Genomic DNA, 24,859 nt, shown 5'->3' with positions numbered 1-24,859 from the left:
GACCACAGCAATGTCCGCAGAACTCCTCTACAGCAAGGACCACGAGTGGGTCCGCGTCGAGTCCGACGGCGTCGCCGTCATCGGCGTGACCGACTTCGCCGCCGAGCAGCTCGGCGACGTCGTCTACGTCGACCTGCCCGAGGTCGGCTCCGAGATCACCTCCGGCACCGAGATGGGCGAGATCGAGTCGACCAAGTCCGTCTCCGATCTCTTCTCGCCGATCAGCGGCACCGTCTCCGAGACCAACCAGGCCGTCGTCGACGAGCCCGAGCTCGTGAACTCCTCACCCTTCGAGGAGGGATGGCTGATCAAGGCCACCTTCGAGGCGCTGCCCGACGACCTGCTCAGCGCCGAGGAGTACAAGGCCCTCACCCAGTCCTGAGCATGCAGGGGCGGCCCGGCGCCGGGCCGCCCCGCGCCCAGGCCACGACCCCGCACCTCCACGTAGAACCCCAGGGACACGCCTTCATGACCGCAACGCCTGCGCTCGATCACGACTCCTTCGTCCGCCGCCACGTCGGCACCGACCCCGGCGCCCAGCGCCACATGCTCGAGGTCCTGGGCTACGAGTCCCTGGACGAGATGCTGCGGGCCGCGGTGCCCTCCACGATCCTGCTGGACGAGGAGGCGCTCGACGCGACATCCGTCCCCGACGGGATCACCGAGCCCGCCGCGCTCGAAGAGCTCCGCGCCCTCGCGGACCGCAACACCGTGCACCGCTCCCTGATCGGCCTCGGCTACCACGGGACCCACACCCCCGCCGTCATCCAGCGCAATGTGCTGGAGAACCCCGCCTGGTACACCGCCTACACCCCGTACCAGCCCGAGATCTCGCAGGGCCGACTCGAGGCGCTGCTGACCTTCCAGACCATGGTCTGCGACCTCACCGGGATGGACGTCTCGGGCGCCTCCACCCTCGACGAGGCGACCTCCGCGGCGGAGGCGCTGATGCTCGCCCGCCGCACCGCCAAGCGCAACGGGAACGTCTTCCTCGTCGACGCCGACGCGCTGCCGGCCACCAAGGCGGTGCTGCAGGGCCGCGCCGACGGGCTCGGCATCGAGCTGCGCGAGGTCGACTTCCGCACGGGCGGCGCCCCCGAGGGCGACTACTTCGGCGCCCTGATCCAGTACCCCGGCGCCTCCGGCCGCATCTGGGACCCACGCGACGTCATCGCTGAGGTCAGGTCCACCAAGGCCGTCGCGATCGTCGCCGCGGACCTGCTCTCCCTGACCATGCTCGCCTCCCCGGGCTCGCTCGGCGCCGACGTCACCGTCGGCACCACGCAGCGCTTCGGCATCCCGCTCGGATTCGGCGGCCCGCACGCCGGCTTCGTCGCCGTGCGCAAGGGCCTCGAGCGGCAGCTGCCCGGCCGCCTGGTCGGCGTCTCCCGCGACGTCGACGGCAACCCCGCCTACCGCCTCTCCCTGCAGACCCGCGAGCAGCACATCCGCCGCGACAAGGCCACCAGCTCCATCACCACCGCGCAGGTGCTGCTGGCCGTGATGGCCGCGATGTACGCCGTCTACCACGGCCCGGAGGGGCTGACCCGGATCGGTCGCGCGGTCGCCGACCGCACCGCCTCCCTCGCCGACCTCCTGCGCCGCAGCGGCTTCGAGCTGGTCGCGGAGTCCTTCTTCGACACCCTCGAGGTGCGGGCCACCGGCACCGCCTCCGACATCGCCGCCTCCCTGCGCGAGGCCGGGTTCCTGGTCCGCGTCCTCGGCGACGACGTGGTCCACCTGTCGCTGGACGAGACGATCACCGCCGCGGACCTGCAGGCGATCGCCGCGGCCTTCGCCCCGCATGCCCCGACCCCCGGCCAGGAGCTCGCCGAGGTCGGCTCCGGAGCCGGCTGGGAGGGCCTGGTGCGCGAGGACCCCTTCCTGCGCCACCCGGTGTTCTCCTCCTTCCGCTCCGAGACCGCGATGATGCGCTACCTGCGCCGCCTCTCCGACCGGGACTTCGCGCTGGACCGCGGCATGATCCCGCTGGGCTCGTGCACGATGAAGCTCAACGCCGCCACCGAGATGGCCGGCATCACCTGGGCCGAGTTCAACGGGATCCACCCCTTCGCCCCGGCCGAGGACGTGACGGGCTATCTCGACCTCATCACCCAGCTCGAGACCTGGCTGACGGACCTGACCGGCTACGACACGGTCTCCCTGCAGCCCAACGCGGGCTCGCAGGGCGAGTTCGCGGGCCTGCTGGCGATCCGCGCGTATCACGCCTCCCGCGGCGAGTCCTCCCGCGACGTGTGCCTCGTGCCGAGCTCCGCCCACGGCACCAACGCCGCCAGCGCCGTGAACGCGGGCCTGCGCGTCGTGGTCGTCGCCTCGGACGCGAAGGGCAACATCGACCTCGAGGACCTGGGGCAGAAGATCAAGGACCACGGCGACGAGCTCGCCGCCATCATGATCACCTACCCCTCCACGCACGGCGTGTACGAGGAGCAGGTGCGCACCGTGTGCGAGCTGGTGCACGACGCGGGCGGCCAGGTCTACGTCGACGGCGCGAACCTCAACGCGCTGCTGCAGGTGGCGCGCCCCGGCGAGTTCGGCGGCGACGTCTCCCACCTGAACCTCCACAAGACCTTCTGCATCCCGCACGGCGGCGGCGGCCCGGGCGTCGGCCCGGTCGCGGCGAAGGCGCACCTGGCGCCGTTCCTGCCCGGTCACCCCGAGATCCAGCGCGAGTCGCACCCGGTCGCCGGGGCGGGGGAGCAGGTCCACGGCGGCGCGCCCGTCTCGCAGGCACCCTACGGATCGCCGTCGATCCTGCCGATCACCTGGACCTACATCCGCCTGATGGGGCCGGACGGGCTGCGCCACGCCACCGCCTCGGCGGTGCTCGCGGCGAACTACATGGCCCGCCGCCTCTCCGAGTCCTACGAGATCCTGTACACCGGTGAGAACGGGCTGGTCGCCCACGAGTGCATCGTGGACCTGCGCCCCTTCACCGAGCGCACCGGGATCACCGTCGACGACGTCGCCAAGCGCCTCATCGACTACGGCTTCCACGCCCCGACCATGTCCTTCCCCGTCGCGGGGACGCTCATGGTCGAGCCCACCGAGTCCGAGGACCTCGCCGAGATCGACCGCTTCGTCGAGGCGATGCTGATGATCGCGAAGGAGGCCGACGAGGTGATCGCCGGCACCTGGCCCGCCGAGGACAACCCGCTGGTGAACGCGCCGCACACGGCCTCGTCGATCGCGACGGGGGAGTGGACCCACCCCTACTCCCGCGAGATCGCCGTCTACCCCGGCTCCTGGACCGCGCCCGAGGACGACTCCGTCCACGACAGCGCCCAGATGCGGATCCAGTCGAAGTACTGGCCGCCGGTGCGTCGCATCGACCAGGCCTGGGGCGACCGCAACCTGGTGCCCACCTGGCCGCTGGACTGACCTCGGCCGATCCCGCCCCTCGCCCGCCCGGACCGCTCCCGCGGCCCGGGCGGGCGTGTTCGTGAACTGCTGTGACGGCCCGGTTCGCGTCCGGGCGCCCCTGCTCATAGGGTCGGCCCATGACCGAGATCCTCACCACCCACGCCGGCTCCCTGCCTCGCACCCCGGAGCTCATCGCCGCCAACGCCGCCCGCCCCGTCGGCGAGGACGGGCTGACCCCCGCCCCCACCGACGAGTTCCGCGAGGTGCTGCGCCAGGCCGTCGTCGACGTCGTCGCGAAGCAGCGCGAGATCGGGATCTCGATCCCCAACGACGGCGAGTACGGGCACCTGATGGGCTCGGCCGTGAACTACGGCTCCTGGTGGTCCTACATCTTCGACCGGGTCAGCGGCCTGGAGATCACAGGCAGCGACTACTTCTCCTCCGAGCCGGTGCGCTCCACCCCCGGGAACGTGCGCCTGACCACCTTCCCCGATCGCCGGGACTGGACGCTCTTCGCGGAGGCGTACCAGGACCCGACCTCGGGCATCACCGTCGGCTCCCAGCCCACCTTTCCCGCCGCGACCTCCGCGATCGCCTACTCCGACACCGGTCGCGAGCTGGTCGCGCAGGACGTGGCGAACTTCCGCGCCGCGCTCGATTCCGCCGGCTACGCGAACGGCTACCTCGCCGCGCTGTCCCCGGGCTCCGGCTCCCGCATCACCGACGACCACTACGGCGACGAGGACGCCTTCCTCGACGCCTGGGTCGAGGTGATGCGCCCCGAGTACGAGGCGATCGCCGCCGCGGGCCTGACCGTGCAGATCGACGACCCGTCGATCGCCGAGAACTGGGACCAGATCAACCCCGAGCCCTCCGTCGCCGACTACGTCGAGTTCACCCGCAAGCGCGTCGACGCCGTCAACCGGGCGCTGGTGAACGTACCGACCGAGCAGACCCGCTTCCACCTGTGCTGGGGCTCCTGGCACGGCCCGCACACCACCGACATCGAGTTCCGCCACATCGCGCCGCTGCTGCTCGAGATCGACGCGAAGTACTACTCCTTCGAGGCCGCCAACGTGCGCCACGAGCACGAGTGGACCGTGTGGCAGGACCTCGAGCTGCCGGAGGACAAGGTGATCGTCCCCGGCATCGTCTCCCACGCCACCAACGTCGTCGAGCACCCCGAGCTGGTCGCCCAGCGACTGGAGCGCTTCGCGCGGATCGTCGGCCCCGAGCGCGTGATCGGCTCGACCGACTGCGGACTCGGCGGGCGCATCCACCCGCAGATCGCCTGGGCGAAGCTCGCCTCGCTCGTGGAGGGCGCGGCCCTCGCCTCCTCCCGGCTGTGAGGCCGGCGCGCCGCTGAGCCCCGCGGGGTCCTGATCGGAGCCGGTCGGGACCCCGCGTCCGGGCCCTCGGGCGGGGGCGAGAGTTCACCGCCTGGTCGACGACACGTCACGCCCCCGTGGCGCCGCGGAGACCCGGGCGGCGGAGCATCTGGGGCGTGAGGATCCTCGTCGTCGCCGAATCGTTCCTGCCGCACATGAACGGGGTCACCAACTCGGTGCTCCGCGTCGTCGACCACTTCGCCGCCTCGGGCGATGATCTCGGGATCATCGCCCCCAAGTGGCCCGGGGCCGACAAGCACCTGCGCACCTCCTGCGGACGCAGGGTCCGGGTGCGCCGCATCGCCTCGGCGCCCATGCCGGGCTACACCGAGGTGCGCATCGCCACCACCAGCGCCGCCACCCTGCGCCGTCGCATCGACGAGTTCGCGCCCGACGTCATCCACCTCGCCTCGCCGATGATCCTCGGCGGCCGCGCCGTGGTCGCGGCGCAGAAGGCCGGGGTGCCGACGGTCGCCGTGTACCAGACCGACATCCCCGGCTACACGGCCCGCTACGGCATGCCCTTCCTCGAGAACGCCTCCTGGCAGCTGCTGCGCGACGTGCACAACCGCGCCACCCTCAACCTCGCCCCGTCCACCGCGACCCGCGACCAGATGCTCGAGCACGGCATCGAGCGGGTCCACCTGTGGCGGCGCGGCGTGGACACCTCGCTGTTCTCCCCCTCGCTGCGCAGCGCGAAGCTGCGGGCCCGCTACGCCGCGCCGGAGGAGAAGCTCGTGGTCTACGTGGGCCGGCTCGCCCCCGAGAAGCAGGTCGCCGATCTGCGCGTGCTGCACGACATGCCCGGGGTGCGCCTGCTGATCATCGGCGACGGCCCCGAGCGGGACGCCCTGCGTCGCGACATGCCCCGGGCGCGCTTCGCCGGCTTCCGCTCCGGCACGGACCTCGCCGCGCACCTCGCCAGCGCCGACCTCTTCGTCCACCCCGGCGAGCTCGAGACCTTCGGGCAGACGATCCAGGAGGCCATGGCCTCCGGCCTGCCCGTCATCGCGCCGCGCCGTGGAGGACCGGTGGATCTGGTCACCCCGAGCCGCACCGGCTGGCTGTACACTCCGGGGATGCTCGACGAGCTCCGCGACCGCGCCGCGGACCTGCTCTTCGACGACGCGAAGCGCGAGGCCATCGGCACGGCGGCGCTGGAGTCCGTGCGCAAGCGCACCTGGCCGGTGCTCAGCGAGCAGCTGCGCGGCTACTACCGCCGGGCGATCGAGGAGCACGCCGGAGTGCCCGCTCGCTGAGCCGCCGTCACATTCCGCCACACAGCTCGCGGGGAGGGGCTGCCGCAGGGTGGACTGAGTCCTGTCGCCGATCGGCGGCTCGTGACCCGGCTCCACTGCGGAAAGGACAACATCATGGCGCAGCGCACTCGTCGCCCGCTCATCGGCGTGACCGCGGGGACCCGCACCATGATGTCCGGCGCCTGGGAGGGTCACGACGCCGTCGTCGTCAACGAGCACTACGTCCGCGCACTGCGCGAGGCCGGCGCCCGGCCCGTGATCCTCTCCCCGCAGGACCCCTGGACCGAGGAGGAGCTCGCCGAGCTCGACGGCCTCGTCCTCACCGGCGGCACCGACCTCGACCCCGCGGCCTGGGGTGAGGACGCGCTCGGGACCGACATGACCCCGGACCCCGCCCGCGACGCCTTCGAGACCACGCTCTACCGCACCGCCCGACGCGTCGGCGTGCCCGTGCTCGGGATCTGCCGCGGCCTGCAGATCATCACGATCGCCGAGGGCGGCCGGCTGCACCGCCACCTGCCCGAGGACGTCCCCGCCCACCCGACCACCGGGCTCGCCCCCACCGCGGTCGACGTCGAGATCGACGCGGCCAGCGACCTCGCCCTCGCCCTCGGCACCTCGGCCCGGGTCACCGCCTTCCACCACCAGGGCGTGCGCGAGGTCCGCGGCGACCTGCGCATCGTCGCGCGGCACGCGAGCGGTCTCCCGCTCGCGGTCGAGGCCGCCTCGGGCACCGGCGTGACCGGGGTGCAGTGGCATCCCGAGATCGACGGCGAGAGCGGCGCTGCGGTGTTCGAGAGCCTGCTCACCGCGATCCGGCACCGGGATGTGGCGGCGAGCAGCCGCGCACTGGTCTAGGATGGACCTGGTCGCCCGCGCCTGATGACGGGCGCCGTGGACGCCGCACCACCGGTCGCGGACCGGCAGAGTCAGGAAAGAAGGCAGCATGAGCAACGAGCACGTCGCGGACACGAGCCGCGCGCGGGTGCACCAGGACGAGAACATGACCTCGAAGGGCAACAACGTCGTCCTGTCGGTGGTGCTGTTCCTCGTGCTGTTCGGCCTGTTCGTCGCCGGCCTCTACGTGATGGCGATGTTCACCGCCGCGACCTTCATCGCGGGCCTGGCCATGTGCCTGGTGGCGCTGTTCGTCACCTTCGACCTGGTGCCGCGCTTCCTCACCTGAGCCCTCGCTCCTCATCCTCCACCGTGCCCGGCAGCCCTCGCGGCGGCCGGGCACGGTCATGTCCGGGACGCTCCTGCCCGGCCCGACCGCACGGGAGAGCCCCTGCGAGGGCCCGGCGTGACGCAGCCCCCGTCGTGACGGACAATGGTGCATCGTGAACGCTCACTCACCGTCGGCCGACGACGCCCTCCGCCCCGCCGTGCCGCGTGACGCGATGCTCGCGCGCCGGGCGGTCTCGCTGATCTTCTTCCTCAACGGCGCCTCCTTCTGCGCGATCCTGCCGCGGTATCCCGAGCTGGTGGAGTCGATCGGGCTGAGCAACACCGCCTTCGGCCTCGCGGTCGGGCTGGGGCCGCTCGGCGGACTGCTCGCGGGGCTGTTCGCCGCCCGGCTGATGTCCCGCTTCGGCTCGGCCCGCACCTCCGTGGCCTTCCAGCTGCTCGCCTCGACCTCTCACCTGGCGATCTACGTCTCCGGCTCCTGGCTGTGGCTGACGGCCGCGCTGCTGCTGGCCCAGGCCGCCGACGCGCTCACCGACATCTCCATGAACGCGCACGGCATGCGGGTCGAGCGCCGCTACCGGCGCTCCATCATGAACAGCTACCACGGCTGGTGGTCGCTCGGCGCGGTCCTCGGCGGGCTGCTGGGCGCGGCCGCCGCGCAGGTCGGACTGCCGCTGTGGGCGCAGGGCGTGGCGGGCCTGATCGTCTTCGGCGCGCTCGTGCTGGGCTCCTACCGGTTCCTGCTGCCGGGCGACGACTCGACCGAGCGCGCGCCGGTCGCCGCGACGGACGGTGCCGGTGGGACGTCGAGCGACTCCCCGGCGGGTCCGTCCGCCTCCTCCGCCGCCGAGGTGCCGCCGGTCGCGCCCGCGGGACGGCGCATCGCGGGGATGAGCCTGCGCTCGCTGGGGCTCGTGGCGGCGCTGGGCATGGTGCTCGTGTTCGCGGGGTCGACCGAGGACGCCGGCAACACCTGGGGCGCGCTGTTCATGCGCTCCACCTTCGAGGCGACCCCGTTCCTGGCCGGCATGGCCTTCGTCGCCCTCCAGGGCGCCCAGACGATCGGCCGCTTCACCGGCGACGCGATCGTGGACCGGCTCGGCGACCGCGTCACCGCCCGCGTCGGCGCCCTCATCGCCCTGGTCGGGATGAGCATCGCCCTGGTGCTGCCCAGCCCGGCGACCGCGCTGCTCGGCTTCGCGGCGGCGGGCTGGGGGATCGCCACCCTGTTCCCGGCGGCCTTCCGCACGGCCGACAACCTCCCGGGCGTGCCCTCCGGCGTCGGCATCACGGTGGTGGGCTGGTTCGCGCGGCTCGGCTTCTTCCTCACCCCGCCGCTCGTCGGCGCGCTCGCGGACGCGCTGACGCTGCGCTACGCGCTGTGGCTGGTGCCGATCTACGCGTTGGGGATCCTCGCGTTCTCCGGGGCCCTCTCCACCCGCCGGAGCGCGCAGCAGGGCTGAGAACCGCGGGATCGGACGGAGGGGGCGAGGATCGCGCGGCTCAGATCCGGTCGACGTCCCCCGCGCCCTCACGGGCGATCACGGGCTCGGACCCGGTGAGGTCCACGACAGTGGTCGGCTCGATCCCCACCTCGCCGGAGTCGATGATCACGTCGACCTGCTCGCCCAGCAGGTCCTGCACCACCCAGCCCTCCGAGGGCGGGTCCTCCTGCCCGGGCAGCAGCAGCGTCGAGGACAGGATCGGCTCGCCGAGCGCCTCGACCAGCGCATGGGCCACCCGATGATCGGGGATCCGCACCCCGACTGTGTGCTTCTTGGGATGGGCCATCTTGCGCGGCACCTCCCGGGTCGCGGGGAGGATGAAGGTGTACGGCCCCGGGGTCGCGTTCTTGACCAGGCGGAAGGTCGGGTTGGAGACCAGCACGTACTGCCCCAGCTGGGCGAAGTCCGCGCAGACGAGCGTGAAGTGGTGGTCCTTGCCGACCTGTCGGATGCGACGGATCCGCTCGAGGCCGTCCGCGTCCCCGAGACGGCAGCCCAGCGCGTAGCAGGAGTCCGTCGGATAGGCGATCAGGCCGCCCTCCTCGAGCGCGGCGACCGCCTGCGCGATCAGGCGGGGCTGCGGATCCTCCGGATGGATGTCGAGATACTTCGCGGAGCGACGTGATCTGGCCATGCCCGATGGTACGCCCGCACGGGGCGGGCGGGGCGGTCCCGCGCGGACAGGGCGCGCGTCGAGGCCGGTGCTGGGGCGGGCACGGGCCGGGTCAGGCGACGACCACGAACTCCCGCCCGATCCACTTGGTGCGCCGCAGGCGCACCACCGCGCTGACCGGGAGCGGCCCCATGATGTGAGGGTAGCCGCGGCCCTTCCCGTCGACGTCGGCCTCGATGTCCACGGCGATGCCGGCCGCCTCGACCCGGCCCACGTCGATCTCGAGGATCACGAGGTCCGAGGGGCGGTCGGGGTAGATGCGCTTGGCGACCTTAGAGACCTGCTCGGGCCAGGAGGCGTGGAGGAAGCCCTCCTCGGCGAGGTCCCTGCCGCGGGTCGCGCGGGTGTAGACGCCCTCCGGGACCGCCGCCTCCCAGGCGGCCGACTCGGTGATGTGCCAGATCAGGGGCGAGGGCATGAGCGGCAGTGTACCGTGACCGGCATGGATGAGACCTCCGCCGACCGGGGCGCGGTGCGCCTGGTCCACGACGACGATCGCGACCGCTTCGCCGCCCTCGAGGGCGAGACCGTCGTGGCCGTCCTCGCCTTCGAGGACGAGGACGAGGTGCGCGACCTGCGCTCGACCGTCGTCGCCCCGGACCGCTCGGGGCGCGGGATCGGGACGGCGATCGTCCGCTTCGCCCTCGAGGACACCCGCGCCCGAGGGTTGAAGGTTCGCCCCACCTGCTGGTTCGTCCGCGGCTTCATCGAGCGTCATCCCGAGTACGCGGATCTGCTGGAGGACCCCGGGACGACCCCTTCGACCACCTGACAGGAGTGACGTTGACCTACCGCATCCTCACCGTCTGCACCGGCAACATCTGCCGCTCGCCCCTGGCCGAGTACGCGCTGCGCGAGGCCGTCGAGGCGGAGGGCCTCGCCGGGGAGGTGGAGATCGCCTCCGCCGGCACCACCGGCTGGGAGAGCGGCAACCCGATCGATCCGCGCGCCGGGGCGCTGCTGCGCGAGCACGGGATCGACCCCTCCGCCCACCGGGCCCGACGGATGGATCCCGAGGAGCTGAAGGGCGCGGATCTCGTGCTCGCCCTGGACCACGACCACGTCGACCCGATCCGTTCGGTGCTCGGCGCCGACCGGGCCGCGGAGACGCTGCGCATGGTCCGCGACTTCGCCCCCGAGCCCGTGGAGGACACCGGCATCCGCGATCCCTGGTACGGCGACGAGAGCGACTTCGAGCTCACCTGGGAGCAGATCACCGAGGCCGTCGACGGGATCCTCGACCACGTGCGGGCCGGACTCGAGCAGGGCGCCCAGGACGGGGTCAGGCGGTGACCGCCGCGACCCCGCAGCCCGGCGACCCGGCAGGCGCGGCCCTGAGGGCCGACGGGGGAGCGGGAGCGCCTCGGGGCGCCTCCGCGACGGATGCGCCGCTCGGCGCCCTCTCCACCGCCGCGGCCCTGCGCTCCGGCGAGATCGATCCCGTCTCCCTCGCCGAGGCGGCGCTCGACGGCGCCCGCACCGTCGGCGCCGAGGTCGGGGCCTTCGCCCACGTCCTCGAGGAGCTCACCCTCGCCCAGGCCCGCGAGGCGGGGGAGCACCTGGAGGCGGCCCGCACCGACGGCGCCCTCGAGGAGCTCTCCCGCAGCCACCCCCTGCTCGGGGTGCCGATGCCGATCAAGGACCTCACCCAGCTCGCCGGCGCCCCCTTCGAGGCCGGCAGCGCGGCGCTGCGCGGGAACATCGCCACGCGCACCGACGGGGTCGCGCAGCGTCTGCTCGACGGCGGCACCCTCACCGTCGGCAAGACCACGACCCCCGAGTTCGGGATGCCCTGCTACACCGAGCCCGCGACCGGCGCGCCGGCCCGCACCCCCTGGGACCTGCGACGCACCGCCGGAGGATCCAGCGGCGGCGCCGCCGCCGCGGTCGCCAGCGGCATCGTGCCGATCGCCCACGGCTCCGACGGCGGCGGTTCGGTGCGGATCCCCGCCGCCTGCTGCGGGATCGTGGGGCTGAAGCCGTCCCGCGGCCTCGTCTCGCCCGGACCGTACGGCGGCGAGGGGATGGGGCTGGTCACCGACGGGGTCCTCGCCCGTGAGGTGCGCGATCTCGCGGCGGGCCTCGACCTGATCGCCGGGCCCCGCCCCGGCGACTTCATGCCGGCCCCCGCCCACGAGGGGAGCTATCTCGCACAGCTCGAGCGGGGCGCGGCGCCGCAGGGGCTGCGCATCGGCGTGCTGCGCGAGCCGCTGGCCGCGGACACCGAGGTGCACCCGGCCGCGCTCGCCGGCCTCGAGCGGGCCGTGCGCCTGCTGGAGGAGCTCGGGCACAGCACGCAGGAGATCCCCGCCCCGTTCACCCCGGAGCAGTGGACCGCTTTCATGCCGCTGTGGACCGTCGGCGCGGCGAGCATCCCCCTCGGGCCCGCGCAGGAGGGGCAGCTGCTGGAGCTGACCCGCTGGCTGCGCGAGCAGGGCAGGGCATACACGGGCGTCGACCTCGCCGCCGCGTTCAGCGGGGTGCAGGCCCTCGCCCGCGGCACCCTCGAGGACCTCGCCCCCTTCGACGTGGTGCTCACCCCGTCCCTCGCGGCCCCGCCCGCGTTCCCGGAGACGCTCCAGCTCGCCGACGGCGCCGAGGACTTCGCCGCCCAGTGCGCCTTCACCCCGTGGACCAGCACCTGGAACATGCTCGGCACCGCCGCGCTCTCGGTGCCGCTGCATCGCGAGACGGTGGACGGCGTGGAGCTGCCCTTCGGCGTCCAGCTCGGCGCCACGCGGCCCGGCGACGAGCCGCTCCTGCTCGCCCTCGCCGCCCAGCTCGAGGCGCACGATCCGTGGCCGCTCGTGCGGACGCTGCAGTCCGCATGAGCGACGGGGGAGCGGGTCAGGCCTCCGGGACCGGGGCGTCGTCGGGCCCGACGTCGGTGCGTCTGGACGTGTGGCTGTGGAGCGCCCGGCTGATGCCCACGCGCTCGGCCGCGACGGCCGCCTGCCGCGGCGGCCATGTGCGCCGCAACGGCGAGCCGGTCAAGGCCGCCCAGCGGATCTCCGTCGGCGACGAGCTGCGGGTGCGCTCCCCGGGCCGGGAGAAGATCGTGGTCGTCACGAAGATCCTCCCCAAACGCGTCGGCGCCCCCATCGCACGTGAGGCCTACGAGGACCACAGCCCGGAGCCAGTCCCGCAGCTCGCCGCGGCGCCGCCCCGCCGCGAGCGGGGGACCGGACGGCCCACGAAGCGCGAGCGGCGCCAGTTCGAGCGCCTGCGAGGCCGCGACCAGCACCCCTGGAGCGAGGACGAGCGCTGACCTGTCCTTCACGGCACACGCCCCGCCCCCCGGTGACCGGGGGGCGGGGCCTGTGCGCGAGGGCTGTGCCCTGTTCGTGTCGGCTCTGCTCAGCGGGCGTGGGAGAGCAGCTCCTGGCGGTTGCTGGTCAGACGCTGCAGCAGGTTCCGCTCGATCTGGACGACCTTCGGGTTCGCGCCGTCGGCCAGGAGGCGCTGACGGATCGAGGCGAGGTCCGCGCTCTCGCGGATGAACCTCTTCATCACGGGCTTCGCGCCGATCTGGGCGGCCCAGCGCATGCCCTCGCGGCGCCCCTTCCAGGTCGCGAGCATGTCGACCTCCTCATGGGTCAGCCAGCCCTGGTTCGCGTAGTCGCCCAGGCGCACGCGGGTCAGCCGGGACTCGTCCCAGATCAGCGCGATGATGACCAGCAGGAAGATGAAGGAGACGACCATCTTGGTGCCGTACATCAGGACCGTCATCGCCATCCCGCCGCCGAGGCCCGCGGTGAAGTTCCAGGCGGCGTGCAGCAGCATGCCCGGGATCAGCGCGGGGATGAACACCAGGAAGCCCATGATCGTGCCCCACTTGCGGGTCACGAAGCCCACGATGACGCCGGTGCAGGCGGTGTAGATGGCGTGGCCGAAGATGTTCAGCACGCCGCGCATGATGAACAGGATGAGCACGCCGGCGCCGCCGGCTTCCTCGAGGATCCGGGTGTAGTAGATGATGTTCTCGGTGAAGGCGAAGCCGCCGCCGATCAGGGAGCCGTAGATCAGCCCGTCCAGCGGCCCGTTGAAGTAGCGGCGCGCCAGCAGCATCAGCACGAGCAGGCCCGCGCCCTTGGTCGTCCCCTCCACCAGCGGCGCGCTGATCACCGGGCCTGCGAAGCTCACGGCCGCCTCACTGCCGGTGACCGTGTAGACCAACAGGCTGTTGAGGGTGTTGATCCAGTAGCTGCCGAAGGCGGCGATCGCCGCGCCCCAGAACACCGCGATCAGCAGCAGCGGGAAGGGCTGCGGGTCCCACCTGTCGGCCAGGAACATCACCAGCGCGATCACCAGCAGCGAGATCCCGGCGAGGAATGCGGTCACCGGCCACCACACCGGGCTCGAGCTCGCGGTGAGCACGAACTCGAGGAAGAAGTAGCCCAGCACCAGCAGCAGGGCGAATCCGAGCACGATCGCCGAGATCCACACCAGGATGCTCACCGCGGGAAGCTGCGTGGGGTTCTGCGAGACCTCCTGCACCCGACGGGTCTGGGTGGACCAGGCCGACTGCGGCTGAGCCTGGTCGGGACGCTGGATCTGTGCAGGGGCGAAGCGCGCGGCGGTGAGCCCAGAGGCCGGACGCACCGAGGTGTCGTAGGCCCGGGGATTGCCGTAGTCGATGTACCGCGGCTGCTGCTGGAAGGACGGGGCCCCGGGCGCGGAGTGGGTCGCTCCCGGCCGCGGGCGACCGTTGGGCATGTACTGGCCGCCCTGCGGCGGGTACGGGGACTGGGACATGGAGGCCTCGGTCTCTGGAGGAGGTGCGGGGGTGCGGGCGGGGCCGACGACCCCGTCGGTGTCGGTTCCCCTGGACGGACGGTGCGCGGCTCCGGGACGATGCTACAGGGGAGGTTCGCCGCGCACCGGGGGGCCGGAGCGCCTGTGGACGGACCCGTCGCCCGCACAGCTCGAGATCGACAAGGTTGAGCGGAATAGACTCAACCCTGTCGACGTTGACCCCATCGAGCAGGGATGATCATCCCGAGACCACCGCCCGGAAGGGCTCGCACAGCGGAAGGAGCACCGTGGAGTTCCAGTTCACCACTCGCTCGCAGGAGGCCGTCACCGCGGCAGCGGAGAAGGCCGTCGAGCTCGGCAACCCCCAGATCACCTCGATGCACCTGCTGTGGGCGCTCGCCGGGCAGGTCGACGGGATCGCCCGCGCCGCGCTCGAGGCCGTCGGCGTCGATCCCCTGGACGTGGTCCGCCGCGCGGAGCAGGCGATCGACTCCCTGCCCCGCGTCTCCGGCGAGGGCGCGGAGTCCTCGCCCACCTTCGTCGGCACCGGCTACGACGCCCTCGAGGCGGCGCGCCAGGAGGCCGACGCCGCCCACCGCACCTACCTGTCCACCGAGCATCTGCTGATCGGCATCGCACTCGGCAAGGACGCGGCCTCGAGGCTGCTCAGCAGCGTCGGCGCCACCCCACGAGCTCTCCGCGATGCCGTCCGCACACTGACCTCAGGAGATGACCGCATGAATCAGATGGACTCCCAGAACCCCGAGGGCACCTTCCAGAGCCTCGAGAAGTTCGGCATCGACCTCACCGAGCAGGCCCGCGAGGGACGCCTGGACCCGGTGATCGGACGCGACGCCGAGATCCGCCGCGTCGTGCAGGTGCTCAGCCGCCGTACGAAGAACAACCCCGTCCTGATCGGCGAGCCCGGCGTGGGCAAGACCGCCGTGGTCGAGGGTCTCGCCCAGCGCATCGTCGCCGGCGACGTCCCCGACTCCCTGCGCGGCAAGCGCCTGATCTCCCTGGACCTCTCGTCGATGGTCGCCGGCTCCAAGTACCGCGGCGAGTTCGAGGAGCGGATGAAGGCGGTCCTGGACGAGATCCGCACCAGCAACGGCCAGATCATCACCTTCATCGACGAGCTGCACACCGTGGTCGGCGCGGGCGGCTCCGGCGACGGCTCGATGGACGCCGGAAACATGCTCAAGCCCATGCTCGCCCGCGGCGAGCTGCGCATGGTCGGCGCGACCACGCTCGACGAGTACCGCGAGAACATCGAGAAGGACCCCGCGCTCGAGCGCCGATTCCAGCAGGTGCTGGTGGGGGAGCCGAGCGTCGAGGACACCGTGACGATCCTGCGCGGTCTGAAGGACAAGTACGAGGCGCACCACAAGGTCACCATCACCGACTCCGCACTGGTCGCCGCGGCCTCCCTCTCCGACCGGTTCATCGCCGGGCGCCAGCTGCCGGACAAGGCGATCGACCTGGTGGACGAGGCCGCCTCGCGCCAGCGCATGGAGCTGGACTCCTCCCCCGAGGAGCTGGACATCCTGCGGCGCCAGGTGGACCGGCTGAAGATGGAGGAGCTCGCGCTCGCCGGGAGCGACGACCCGGGCTCGCTGGCCCGCCTGGAGTCCGTCCGCTCCCAGCTCGCCGACCGCACCGAGGCGATGCAGGAGCTCTCCGCCCGCTGGGAGCGCGAGAAGGCCGGGCTGAACCTGGTCGGCGATCTCAAGGCGCAGCTCGAGCAGCTGCGGATGCAGGCCGACCGAGCGCAGCGCGAGGGCGACCTCACTGCGGCCTCGAAGATCCTCTACGGCGACATCCCCTCGCTCAAGCAGCAGCTGCGCGAGGCCGAGGAGCAGGAGGGCCGCGCAGAGGGCGAGGACGAGCGGCCGATGGTCGCCGACCATGTCGGCCCCGATGACATCGCCGAGGTGGTCGCCGCCTGGACGGGCATCCCCGCCGGGCGTCTGATGCAGGGGGAGACGGAGAAGCTGCTGCAGATGGAGCAGCTGATCGGCAAGCGGCTGATCGGGCAGGAACGTGCGGTCTCCGAGGTCTCCGACGCGGTGCGACGGGCCCGGGCCGGGATCTCCGACCCCAACCGCCCCACCGGCTCGTTCCTGTTCCTGGGCCCGACGGGCGTGGGCAAGACCGAGCTGGCCAAGGCGCTGGCCGAGTTCCTCTTCGACGACGAGCGGGCGATGATCCGCATCGACATGTCGGAGTACTCCGAGAAGCACACCGTCGCACGGCTGGTCGGAGCGCCCCCGGGCTATGTCGGCTACGACGAGGGCGGCCAGCTCACCGAGGCGGTGCGGCGACGCCCCTACTCGGTGGTGCTGCTGGACGAGATCGAGAAGGCGCATCCGGACGTGTTCGACGTGCTGCTGCAGGTGCTCGACGACGGCCGGCTCACCGACGGACAGGGCCGGACCGTGGACTTCCGCTCCACGATCCTGATCCTCACCTCGAATCTCGGCGCCCATGCGCTGCAGGATCCGGCGCTGACCGAGCAGGAGAAGCACGACCGTGTGATGCAGGTGGTGCGCGCCTCCTTCAAGCCCGAGTTCCTCAACCGGCTCGACGACATCGTGCTGTTCGACGCGCTCTCCCCCGAGCAGCTCGGCCGCATCGTCACCCTGCAGATCCAGGAGGTCGCGGAGCGTCTGGCCGAACGGCGCATCGAGCTGCAGGTCGACGAGTCGGCCACGCGCTGGCTCGCCGAGGAGGGCTTCGACCCGATGTACGGGGCGCGGCCGCTCAAGCGCCTGGTCCAGAAGGAGATCGGGGACGGCCTCGCTCGTCTCATCCTGCGCGGTCAGGTGCAGGACGGCCAGACGGTCACGGTGACCACTGCGGCCGACGGCGACGGGCTCGTGCTCGGCATTGCGGAGGAGCTGGAGCACCCCGCGGACGAGGCGGACGAGGAGCGACCGTCCGACTGAGCGGGCTTGCAGCCGGCCACGCCGGACAGACCCCGCCGCCCCTCCCTCAGGACTGGGCCGCACGGCTCAGCCCTGAGGGTCCCAGGGCATCGGCGCGTAGCGACGTCGTGCGTCGTACCAGGTCTCCCCGTCGGTGAGGGTCTCGCGGAAGTCCGTGAGGCCCTCGACGTCCTCCCGGACCGTGGCCTCGGCGCTCTCCAGAGCGGCAGCCGCCTCCGGGCTGATCCCGCGGACCGCGTCGGCCCCCTCGCCGAGGAGATCCGCGCCCGTCTCCGCATAGGCCGGGATCGGCGTGATCGCGAGCAGGTCCGCGGAGTTCTCCGCGCTGCGGTACAACCCGCGCTCGCCGGCGCGCGCGGCCGCTGCGAGGTCGCCCTCGCCGACGGCGGCGGTCACCTCGGAACCGGTCTGGAGGACGTTCGCCCAGCTCCGATCGAGGACTCCCGCCAGCTGGCCGGCGGTGGAGCCCTCGCCCAGCACCGGTTCGGTCACGGTGTGGGGAACTCGCGCGACGCGGGCCAGGGGCTCGAAGACGGTGCCGTCGGCCGCCTCGTCGAGGCGATCGTTGAGGTGCCCGAGCTCCTCGTGCAGCCCGAGCGCGGTCTGGATGTGACCGGCGACCGGGACGGAGCCGAGGGCGAGCTCGCGGTCCCCGCGCGCCTCGGCGACGATCCCGGGATCCAGCGCGAACTGCTCACCCTCGGGCAGCGGCCCCGACACCACAGGCGGCGGAGGGGACGGCATGAAGGGCCCGCCGCTCCACGGACCCCAGCCTCCGGGCGGGGTCGGCAGCGATGGCACCGGGGAAGTCGGGTCTGCCGGAGCCATCGGCCCCCCGATCCACGGACCCCAGCCGCCGGGCGGCGTCGGCAGGCCGCGGAGGCCCGGGGCGGGATCGCGCGGGTCCGCGGGCGCCATCGGGCCGCCGATCCAGCGGCCGGGTTCCTCGAAGATCTCCTTGCCGCCCCTGTCCCCGGGAAGCTCGGCCCGCACCGCGACTCCGGGGTCGAGCTCCGAGGCCCGCTCCTGCTCCCACGCATGGCGTCTCAGCTCCAGCGCCTTCGCGCGCAGGTCGGCGCCGGCGGCGAGGCCGTGCTCGGCCATCGTCGCGGTGCGATGACGGTGGGCATCGGCGTCGGGACCGGTCCAGTCGACCGACTCGGCGGCCTCGCGCAGCAGCTCGATCAGCTGGATCAGGCGCAGCGCGCCCTCGCGCACCCGCTCGGCCAGATCGTCCAGGGTCTCGGTGTCGCATCCGCAGAAGGTGTCCATGGCGCGAGGCTAGGGATCGCTCGGTCCGTGCCGCCCGGGTCCGGGCCTCGATGTGGACGACGGCCGGATGTGGAGGAACGGTCCCAGGCCCTCGGTCCGAGTCCGAATCCGAATACGAGCCCGACACGACCACGGCCGGACATGCGAGGGCCCCGCCGCTCCAGGGAGCGACGGGGCCGACGGCCGCCCGGTCTCAGACCACGATGTTCACGATCTTCGGGGCGCGGACGATCACCTTGCGCACCGTCTGCCCCTCGAGCAGCTCCTTGACCCGGTCCTCGGCCATGACGGCGGCCTCGAGGTCCTCGGCGGAGATCTCGGGGTCGACCTCGATCCGGTGACGGACCTTGCCCTTGACCTGGACGACGCAGGTGACCTGATCGGCCTTCAGCAGCTCCGGATCCGCGACCGGGTACGCCACGCGGGAGACCCCGCCGGAGCGGCCCAGGCGCACCCACAGCTCCTCGGCCAGGTGCGGGGCGAGCGGGGAGACCATCAGCACCAGCGGCTCCACGGCCTCGCGCGGCACGGAGCCGGTCGAGGTGAGCTGCTTGGTGAGGTGGTTGACCAGCTCGATGAGCTTCGCGATGGCAGTGTTGAACTGCATCCGGTCCATGTCGCGGCGCACGCCGTCGATCGTCCGGTGCACCGCCTGCTTCGTGGGCAGGTCGGCCGGCTCGTCGGAGACGGTCAGCTTCCCGGTCTCCTCGTCGATCACGAGGCGCCACAGGCGCTGCAGGAAGCGCTGCGAGCCGACCACGGCGCGGGTCTCCCACGGGCGGGAGAGGTCCAGCGGTCCCATCGACATCTCGTACACGCGCAGGGTGTCCGCGCCGTACTCCTCGTACATGTCGTCGGGCGCGACCGCGTTCTTCAGCGACTTGCCCATCTTCCCGTACTCCTGGGTGACCGGCTCGCCCTGGTAGGTGAAGGTGCCGTCGGCCTCCGCGACGACCTCCTCGGCCGGCACGTGCACGCCGCGGGAGTCGGTAAAGGCGTAGGCCTGGATGTAGCCCTGGTTGAACAGGCGGTGGAAGGGCTCCTGGCTGGTCACGTCGCCGCGGTCGAAGAGCACCTTGTGCCAGAACCGCGCGTACAGCAGGTGCAGCACCGCGTGCTCCACGCCGCCGACATAGAGGTCCACGCCGCCGACGCCGCCCTCCTCACGGGCGCCCAGCCAGTACTTCTCGTTCTCGGGCCGCACCAGGACCTCGTCCTCGGTGGGGTCGATGTAGCGCAGGTGGTACCAGGACGAGCCCGCCCACTGCGGCATCGTGTTGGTCTCGCGCAGGTAGGTCTTCGGCCCCTCGCCGAGGTCCAGCTCCACCTCGACCCAGTCCTCGGCGCGCGAGAGCGGGGTCTGCGGCTCGGTATCGGCGTCCATCGGGTCGAAGGTCTTCGGGGAGAAGTCCGCGACCTCCGGCAGGTCCACCGGCAGCATCGACTCCGGCAGCGCGATCGGAGTCTCGGGATCCGCGGGGTCGTAGACGATCGGGAAGGGCTCGCCCCAGTAGCGCTGGCGGGAGAACAGCCAGTCCCGCAGGCGGTAGGTGGTGCGGGCCCGGCCGAAGCCCTTCTCCTCGGCGTAGGCGGTGGCGCGCGCCTTCGCCTCCTCCTTGTCCAGGCCGTTCAGATCCAGGTCCGCGGAGGCGGAGTTGATCTTCTCGCCCTCGCCGGTCCAGGCCCCGCCGGTGAAGTCCTCCGGCGGGCGGACGGTGCGGATCACGGGCAGCTCGAAGCGGTCCGCGAACGCGAAGTCGCGCTCGTCCTCGGCGGGCACGGCCATGATCGCGCCGGTGCCGTATCCCATCAGCACGTAGTCGGCGGTGAACACGGGCAGCTCGCGGCCGTCCATCGGGTTCGTCGCGAACAGGCCGGTGAACACGCCGGTCTTCTCGCGGCCCTCCTCGGTGCGCTCGTCCTCGTCCAGCGAGGCGGCGCGCGCCTGGTAGGCGGCGACGGCCTCGCGGGGGCTCGCGGCGCCGCCGGTCCAGGCCTCGTGCGTGCCCTCGGGCCACGCCTCCGGTAGGGCGGAGACGTCCGTCAGCAGGGAGTGCTCGGGGGAGAGGACGCAGAAGGTCGCGCCGAACAGGGTGTCGGCGCGCGTGGTGAACACGTCGAAGCCGGCGTCCTCGCGGCCCGCGAGACCGGCGACGGGGAAGCTGATCTGGGCGCCGTGGCTGCGGCCGATCCAGTTGCGCTGCATGGAGCGGATCGACTCGGGCCAGTCCACCCGGTCCAGGTCGTCGACCAGGCGGTCGCCGTAGGCGGTGATGCGCATGTTCCACTGGCGCAGGCGCCGGGTGAAGACGGGGAAGTTGCCGCGCTCGGAGCGGCCCTCGGCAGTGACCTCCTCGTTGGCCAGCACCGTGCCGAGGCCGGGGCACCAGTTCACGGGCGTCTCGGAGATGTAGGCCAGGCGGAAGCCGTCGGCGATCTGCGCGATCTCCGCGTCGGTGGCGCCGGGGACCTCGGCGGCGCTGCGGCCCTGCCAGGAGGCGGGGATCTCCAGACCCTGGCGGCCCGCGAGGACGAAGGGATCGATCGTGCCGGCGCGCAGCTCCTCGCGCAGCTCGGCGATCGGGCGGGCGCGCCCGGTGACGCCGTCGGCGTTCGGGGCGTCCGGGTCGTACCAGGAGTCGAAGATGCGCAAGAAGATCCACTGCGTCCACTTCACGAACTCGGGGTCCGTGGTCGCGAGCGAGCGGCGTGCGTCATGGGACAGGCCCAGCCGGTGCAGCTGGCGGCGCATGTTCGCGACGTTCGCCTCGGTGGTGGTGCGCGGATGGGTGCCGGTCTGGACGGCGTACTGCTCGGCGGGCAGGCCGAAGGCGTCGTAGCCCATCGTGTACAGCACGTTCTTGCCGAGCATGCGCTGGTGGCGCGCGACCACGTCGGTCGCGATGTAGCCCAGCGGGTGGCCGACGTGCAGCCCCGACCCCGAGGGGTAGGGGAACATGTCCATGATGTACATCTTCTCGGACGAGGAGGTGGCGGCGGCGGTGGCCTCCTCGAGCGAGGGGGCGGTGCCGCGCAGCTCGCCGACGGGGTTGTCGGCGTGGAAGGTGCCCTCCTCGTCCCAGTGCTGCTGCCAGCGCAGCTCGATCTCGTCCGCCATCGCGGCCGTGTACCGGTGGGGTGCCTCGCTCATGGGTGGATCGTCCTCCGAAGGATCAGTGCGGCCGTGGCCGCCAGGCAGTGGGTCAGGAAGTGGGGTGATGGTCTCGTGACATGAAAAAACCCTCGCGCAGGCGAGGGGAGCCGCGTCGGTGCCTCGTCGTGGCCGGGCGCTCGCTCAGGAGCGCGACACGGTCGCGGGCCTTGTCCGACGCGGCTGCATAAGCAGCAGCCGTTCCGTCACCCGGTCATCCTAGCGCGCCGCTCTCCTGACCCCGGCGCTCTCAGACCTCGAGCACCGCGGAGATGAGCAGCAGCACGAGCACCGTCCCGATCGTCGTGATGAGCACCGTGTCCCGGGCGAGGTTCTCCGAGGCCCGGTAGCGGGCGGCGGCGACGTACACGTTCTGCGCGGTGGGCAGCGCCGCCATCACGACGACCTCGTACAGATGGGCCCCCGCATCCCCAGCAGCAGACCGATCCCGAGCGCGATCAGCGGCATGGCGAGGAGCTTCGCACCGGAGGCGACGGCGATCAGCCCACGATAGCCGTCGTCCTTCGCGAGCGGACGCGAGCCGTGCAGCGACAGCCCGTAGGCCAGCAGCATCGCCGGGATCGCCATGTCGGCGAGCGACTGGACCGGGTCGAGCAGCACCTGCGGGACTTGCACCCCGAGCAGCACGAGCACCAGCCCGACGGCCGAGGCGATGATGACGGGGTTCGCGACAATGCTGCGCAGCACCCCGGCCGCGCCCTGGGCGTCCCTTTCCGTGACCCGGTGCAGCACGAAGAGGTACAGCGGCGTGTAGACCGCCTGCTGGAAGAGGATCACCGGCAGGGCGTGGGAGATGTCGCCGAGCACGTAGAGCGCGATCGGGAAGCCCATGTTCGCGCCGTTGACGACGGAGCCGCTGATCGCGGTGACCACCAGGTCCGCTCCGCGCCGTGTCGTGAACAGGGCCACCCCGGCGATCAGCAGCGCGCCCGTTGCGAGCCCGGACAGCCCGGCCACCAGCATCGGCAGGGAGAACACGGAGCGGACGTCGGAGCCGAGCAGGCCCACCAGGACCAGCGCGGGGGAGGCGACGAAGAAGGTGGTGCGGTTCAGGACGTAGCGGCCGTGGGCGCCGAGCACGCCGGTGCGCCCCACCACCCAGCCCACGCCGATCATGGACCAGACGATGAAGAAGCCCGCGAGGACGCCGCTCACTGGGGAGGAAGGGGTGCGGAGGAGGTCACCGCACCGATCCTATAGGGCCAGGCGGAAAGGGGCTTCCTGCGTTCGCGGGTCGGACACCGGCCGGTGGGGAGGGTGCGACCCCGTGCCCCGCTTCCCGAGGCTCGTGCGGCCGGATGCCGCGGAGACGAGGGGTCAGCGGATGCCGTGGGAGGTGCGGCCGTCGATCTGATCGGGCATACCGGGGACGGGCTGCGCGCCATCCTCGCCGATCTCGACGATGCGGTTGTCCTCGTCGACGTGGACCACGCGCGGGTGATGGGAGGCGACCTCGGCCGCGTCCAGCTGTCCGTAGGCCATGATGATCACGAGGTCGCCGGGGGAGACCAGGTGCGCCGCGGCGCCGTTGATGCCGATCACGCCGCTGCCGCGCTCACCCTCGATCACGTAGGTGGTCAGGCGGTGGCCGTTGGCGATGTCCACGATCGTGACCTGCTCGTGCTCGACGAGACCCGCGGCCTCGGTGAGGACGGGGTCGATCGTCACCGAGCCCACGTAGTGCAGGTCCGCCTGCGTGACCGTGGCCCGGTGGATCTTCGAGGTCATGAGAGTGCGCAACATCGCTCCCAGTATCCCATGAGTGCGAGATGCTGGATGATGGGAGTGCACGTCGTCGTCAGGAGGATCACCATGCCCAAGGCTCGCCGCCGCTCCGCCCATCTCTCGGAGCGGTTCGAGGACATGGCGCTGCCCGACGAGCTGCTCGGCGTCCTCGCCTCGCAGGGGCTCGAGCGCGCCTTCGAGATCCAGTCCGCGATCCTGCCCGACGCCCTCGCGGGCCGCGACGTGCTCGCCCGCGCGGAGACCGGCTCCGGCAAGACCCTCGCCTTCACCCTCGCGATGACCTCCCGCTTCCGCGGCCGCAAGGTGCGTCGCCGTCGGCCGCTCGGCGTGGTGCTCGTGCCCACCCGCGAGCTCGCGGTGCAGGTCGTCGACACGATCCACCCCTTCGCCCGCGCGGTCGGGATCTCCGCCCAGCTGGTCTCCGGCGGCATGAACATCGAGAAGCAGGCCGATGCCGTGGCCCGCGGGGTCGGCATCGTGGTGGCGACCCCGGGACGCCTGATCGACCTCGCCGAGCGGGGCGCGCTGCAGCTGGACCTGGTGGAGTCGACCGTGATCGACGAGGCCGACCACATGTCCGACCTCGGGTTCCTGCCCGATGTGCGCGACATCCTCGCGGCCGTCCCGATGGGCACCCAGAAGATGCTCTTCTCCGCGACGCTCGACGGGCAGGTCGAGGACATCGTCGACACCTTCCTCGTCGACCCGATCAGCCACGAGACCACCCCGGTCACCGCGGCGGTGAAGACCATGGACCACACCGTCCTGGCGATCGCACCGGCCGCGAAGCGCGCCGTGACCGCCCAGCTCGGCGCCCGCGAGGGACGCACCCTGATGTTCACCCGCACCCAGCTCGGCGCCGAGCGCGTCGCCCAGGAGCTCGTCGAGGTGGGGATCGGCGCCGCGGCCCTGCACGGCAACAAGCAGCAGGGGCTGCGCACGAACGTGCTGGCCGGGTTCCGCCAGGGCGCCTTCCCCGTGCTGGTCGCGACCGACGTCGCCGCCCGCGGCCTCCACATCGACGACGTGACGATGGTGGTGCACGTGGACCCCTCGGACGACGTCAAGGAGTACGTCCACCGCTCCGGCCGCACCGCACGCGCCGGCGGCGCCGGCAGCGTGGTCACCCTCGCCCTGCCCCACCAGACCCGTCAGGCTCGTCGGATCCTGGGCGAGGCCGAGGTCGGGCCGCGCTGGGTGGAGGACGTCGAGGACGCCGAGCACCCCGTGCTCGAGGAGCTCGGCGGCCGCACCCCGGCCGGGGAGCCCGTCGAGGACCCCGCCCGCGTGAAGTACAAGGGCGCGCCCCGCAAGCTCGACCTCTCCCGCTCCCGCGGCGCCGACGAGCGCAAGGCCGAGGCGCGACGCACGAACGAGGAGCGCCGCGCCTCCTGGGACGAGGAGCCGCAGGAGCGCCGCGGGGGACCGCGGCGCGGCGGCGCTCCCGGCCGGGGCAAGGGCGCGGGCGCCGGACGAGGCGGGGCGCAGGGTGCTCGCGGCGGCGGGCGCGGTGCGGGCAAGGGCTCCGCGGCCGGAAAGGGGTCCGGCGGCAAGGGCTCCGGCGGCACC

At 72.3% G+C, this 24,859-nt stretch carries 21 protein-coding genes; 13 read left to right on the top strand and 8 right to left on the bottom strand.

The features are described from left to right. The first annotated feature begins 10 nt into the window (after nt 1-10). The 7 genes from gcvH (at nt 11) to L3K22_RS11875 (ending at nt 8,682) form a co-directional block, all read left to right on the top strand. Nucleotides 11-382 carry a glycine cleavage system protein GcvH gene (gcvH, locus tag L3K22_RS11905; protein ID WP_263311553.1) on the top strand — a complete coding sequence of 124 codons (372 nt, stop codon included), beginning with the start codon at nt 11-13 and terminating at the stop codon, nt 380-382. 86 nt (nt 383-468) lie between these two features. Then, nucleotides 469-3,402, top strand: coding sequence for an aminomethyl-transferring glycine dehydrogenase (gene gcvP, locus L3K22_RS11900; protein ID WP_263311552.1), 2,934 nt, complete (start codon nt 469-471; stop codon nt 3,400-3,402). A gap of 119 nt (nt 3,403-3,521) precedes the next feature. After that, nucleotides 3,522-4,733, top strand: coding sequence for a cobalamin-independent methionine synthase II family protein (locus tag L3K22_RS11895; RefSeq protein WP_263311551.1), 1,212 nt, complete (start codon nt 3,522-3,524; stop codon nt 4,731-4,733). A 155-nt stretch (nt 4,734-4,888) separates the two neighbouring features. Beyond that, on the top strand, nt 4,889-6,031 hold the full coding sequence (locus L3K22_RS11890) for a glycosyltransferase family 4 protein (RefSeq protein ID WP_263311550.1): 1,143 nt from the start codon (nt 4,889-4,891) through the stop codon (nt 6,029-6,031). 114 nt (nt 6,032-6,145) lie between these two features. Then, nucleotides 6,146-6,889: a gamma-glutamyl-gamma-aminobutyrate hydrolase family protein gene (locus tag L3K22_RS11885; RefSeq protein WP_263311549.1), complete on the top strand. Its 744-nt coding sequence runs from the start codon at nt 6,146-6,148 to the stop codon at nt 6,887-6,889. Nucleotides 6,890-6,977: 88 nt separating this feature from the next. Then, a complete protein-coding gene (locus tag L3K22_RS11880; protein ID WP_263311548.1) occupies nt 6,978-7,217 on the top strand; it encodes a hypothetical protein in 240 nt (79 codons plus the stop codon). 154 nt (nt 7,218-7,371) lie between these two features. Further along, nucleotides 7,372-8,682 carry an MFS transporter gene (locus tag L3K22_RS11875; RefSeq protein WP_263311547.1) on the top strand — a complete coding sequence of 437 codons (1,311 nt, stop codon included), beginning with the start codon at nt 7,372-7,374 and terminating at the stop codon, nt 8,680-8,682. 40 nt (nt 8,683-8,722) lie between these two features. On the opposite strand, the gene L3K22_RS11870 is transcribed toward L3K22_RS11875, so the two are convergent. Both L3K22_RS11870 and L3K22_RS11865 read right to left on the bottom strand, forming a co-directional pair. Then, nucleotides 8,723-9,358, bottom strand: a complete 636-nt coding sequence (locus L3K22_RS11870; RefSeq protein WP_263311546.1) for an L-threonylcarbamoyladenylate synthase — start codon at nt 9,356-9,358, stop codon at nt 8,723-8,725. A gap of 91 nt (nt 9,359-9,449) precedes the next feature. Further along, complete coding sequence (locus tag L3K22_RS11865) at nt 9,450-9,815, bottom strand: DUF952 domain-containing protein (protein WP_010551005.1); 366 nt, start codon at nt 9,813-9,815, stop codon at nt 9,450-9,452. A 24-nt stretch (nt 9,816-9,839) separates the two neighbouring features. Here L3K22_RS11865 and L3K22_RS11860 point away from each other — a divergent pair, with 24 nt between their 5' ends. The 4 genes from L3K22_RS11860 to L3K22_RS11845 are packed head-to-tail and all read left to right on the top strand — an operon-like array spanning nt 9,840 to nt 12,665. Next, complete coding sequence (locus tag L3K22_RS11860) at nt 9,840-10,169, top strand: GNAT family N-acetyltransferase (protein WP_263311545.1); 330 nt, start codon at nt 9,840-9,842, stop codon at nt 10,167-10,169. Between the two features lie 11 nt (nt 10,170-10,180). Then, nucleotides 10,181-10,690, top strand: a complete 510-nt coding sequence (locus L3K22_RS11855; RefSeq protein WP_263311544.1) for a low molecular weight protein-tyrosine-phosphatase — start codon at nt 10,181-10,183, stop codon at nt 10,688-10,690. Further along, nucleotides 10,687-12,228, top strand: a complete 1,542-nt coding sequence (locus L3K22_RS11850; protein ID WP_263311543.1) for an amidase — start codon at nt 10,687-10,689, stop codon at nt 12,226-12,228. Before L3K22_RS11855 ends, L3K22_RS11850 begins: the two co-directional genes overlap by 4 nt. Next, complete coding sequence (locus tag L3K22_RS11845) at nt 12,225-12,665, top strand: RNA-binding S4 domain-containing protein (protein WP_263311542.1); 441 nt, start codon at nt 12,225-12,227, stop codon at nt 12,663-12,665. Before L3K22_RS11850 ends, L3K22_RS11845 begins: the two co-directional genes overlap by 4 nt. An 89-nt stretch (nt 12,666-12,754) precedes the next feature. Here the strand turns inward: L3K22_RS11845 and L3K22_RS11840 are convergent, their stop codons facing one another. After that, entirely contained in the window at nt 12,755-14,152 is a 1,398-nt protein-coding gene (locus tag L3K22_RS11840; RefSeq protein WP_263311541.1) for a PrsW family intramembrane metalloprotease, read from the bottom strand. A 287-nt stretch (nt 14,153-14,439) separates the two neighbouring features. Here L3K22_RS11840 and clpB point away from each other — a divergent pair, with 287 nt between their 5' ends. Next, nucleotides 14,440-17,100: an ATP-dependent chaperone ClpB gene (clpB, locus tag L3K22_RS11835; RefSeq protein ID WP_263311540.1), complete on the top strand. Its 2,661-nt coding sequence runs from the start codon at nt 14,440-14,442 to the stop codon at nt 17,098-17,100. A 66-nt stretch (nt 17,101-17,166) separates the two neighbouring features. On the opposite strand, the gene L3K22_RS11830 is transcribed toward clpB, so the two are convergent. The 5 genes from L3K22_RS11830 to panD form a co-directional block, all read right to left on the bottom strand. Then, complete coding sequence (locus tag L3K22_RS11830; RefSeq protein ID WP_263311539.1) at nt 17,167-18,372, bottom strand: hypothetical protein; 1,206 nt, start codon at nt 18,370-18,372, stop codon at nt 17,167-17,169. Nucleotides 18,373-18,565: 193 nt separating this feature from the next. Beyond that, a complete protein-coding gene (gene leuS / locus L3K22_RS11825; RefSeq protein ID WP_263311538.1) occupies nt 18,566-21,523 on the bottom strand; it encodes a leucine--tRNA ligase in 2,958 nt (985 codons plus the stop codon). Between the two features lie 250 nt (nt 21,524-21,773). Beyond that, complete coding sequence (locus L3K22_RS11820) at nt 21,774-21,920, bottom strand: hypothetical protein (protein ID WP_263311537.1); 147 nt, start codon at nt 21,918-21,920, stop codon at nt 21,774-21,776. Continuing rightward, on the bottom strand, nt 21,920-22,699 hold the full coding sequence (locus tag L3K22_RS11815) for an AEC family transporter (protein WP_263311536.1): 780 nt from the start codon (nt 22,697-22,699) through the stop codon (nt 21,920-21,922). Before L3K22_RS11815 ends, L3K22_RS11820 begins: the two co-directional genes overlap by 1 nt. Before the next feature lie 162 nt (nt 22,700-22,861). Then, entirely contained in the window at nt 22,862-23,287 is a 426-nt protein-coding gene (panD, locus tag L3K22_RS11810) for an aspartate 1-decarboxylase (RefSeq protein ID WP_263311535.1), read from the bottom strand. Between the two features lie 69 nt (nt 23,288-23,356). Here panD and L3K22_RS11805 point away from each other — a divergent pair. Continuing rightward, nucleotides 23,357-24,859 (top strand): DEAD/DEAH box helicase (locus L3K22_RS11805; RefSeq protein WP_263311534.1); only part of this gene is annotated, 1,503 nt, incomplete at its 3' end.

The organism is Brachybacterium atlanticum (assembly GCF_025669985.1).
Lineage (GTDB): Bacteria > Actinomycetota > Actinomycetes > Actinomycetales > Dermabacteraceae > Brachybacterium > Brachybacterium conglomeratum.
Note: the sequence above shows the minus strand (reverse complement) of the source record. Positions and strands in the feature narration are given on the sequence as shown.

Bases quoted from the DNA above. Each gene is read 5' to 3' on its own strand.
- L3K22_RS11885 (WP_263311549.1), top strand. From the start codon at position 6,146: ATGGCGCAGCGCACTCGTCGCCCGCTCATCGGCGTGACCGCGGGGACC.
- L3K22_RS11870 (WP_263311546.1), bottom strand. From the start codon at position 9,358: ATGGCCAGATCACGTCGCTCCGCGAAGTATCTCGACATCCATCCGGAG.
- leuS (WP_263311538.1), bottom strand. From the start codon at position 21,523: ATGAGCGAGGCACCCCACCGGTACACGGCCGCGATGGCGGACGAGATC.
- L3K22_RS11860 (WP_263311545.1), top strand. From the start codon at position 9,840: ATGGATGAGACCTCCGCCGACCGGGGCGCGGTGCGCCTGGTCCACGAC.
- L3K22_RS11820 (WP_263311537.1), bottom strand. From the start codon at position 21,920: ATGGCGGCGCTGCCCACCGCGCAGAACGTGTACGTCGCCGCCGCCCGC.
- L3K22_RS11895 (WP_263311551.1), top strand. From the start codon at position 3,522: ATGACCGAGATCCTCACCACCCACGCCGGCTCCCTGCCTCGCACCCCG.
- panD (WP_263311535.1), bottom strand. From the start codon at position 23,287: ATGTTGCGCACTCTCATGACCTCGAAGATCCACCGGGCCACGGTCACG.
- L3K22_RS11840 (WP_263311541.1), bottom strand. From the start codon at position 14,152: ATGTCCCAGTCCCCGTACCCGCCGCAGGGCGGCCAGTACATGCCCAAC.
- gcvH (WP_263311553.1), top strand. From the start codon at position 11: ATGTCCGCAGAACTCCTCTACAGCAAGGACCACGAGTGGGTCCGCGTC.
- L3K22_RS11880 (WP_263311548.1), top strand. From the start codon at position 6,978: ATGAGCAACGAGCACGTCGCGGACACGAGCCGCGCGCGGGTGCACCAG.
- L3K22_RS11830 (WP_263311539.1), bottom strand. From the start codon at position 18,372: ATGGACACCTTCTGCGGATGCGACACCGAGACCCTGGACGATCTGGCC.
- gcvP (WP_263311552.1), top strand. From the start codon at position 469: ATGACCGCAACGCCTGCGCTCGATCACGACTCCTTCGTCCGCCGCCAC.
- L3K22_RS11865 (WP_010551005.1), bottom strand. From the start codon at position 9,815: ATGCCCTCGCCCCTGATCTGGCACATCACCGAGTCGGCCGCCTGGGAG.
- L3K22_RS11845 (WP_263311542.1), top strand. From the start codon at position 12,225: ATGAGCGACGGGGGAGCGGGTCAGGCCTCCGGGACCGGGGCGTCGTCG.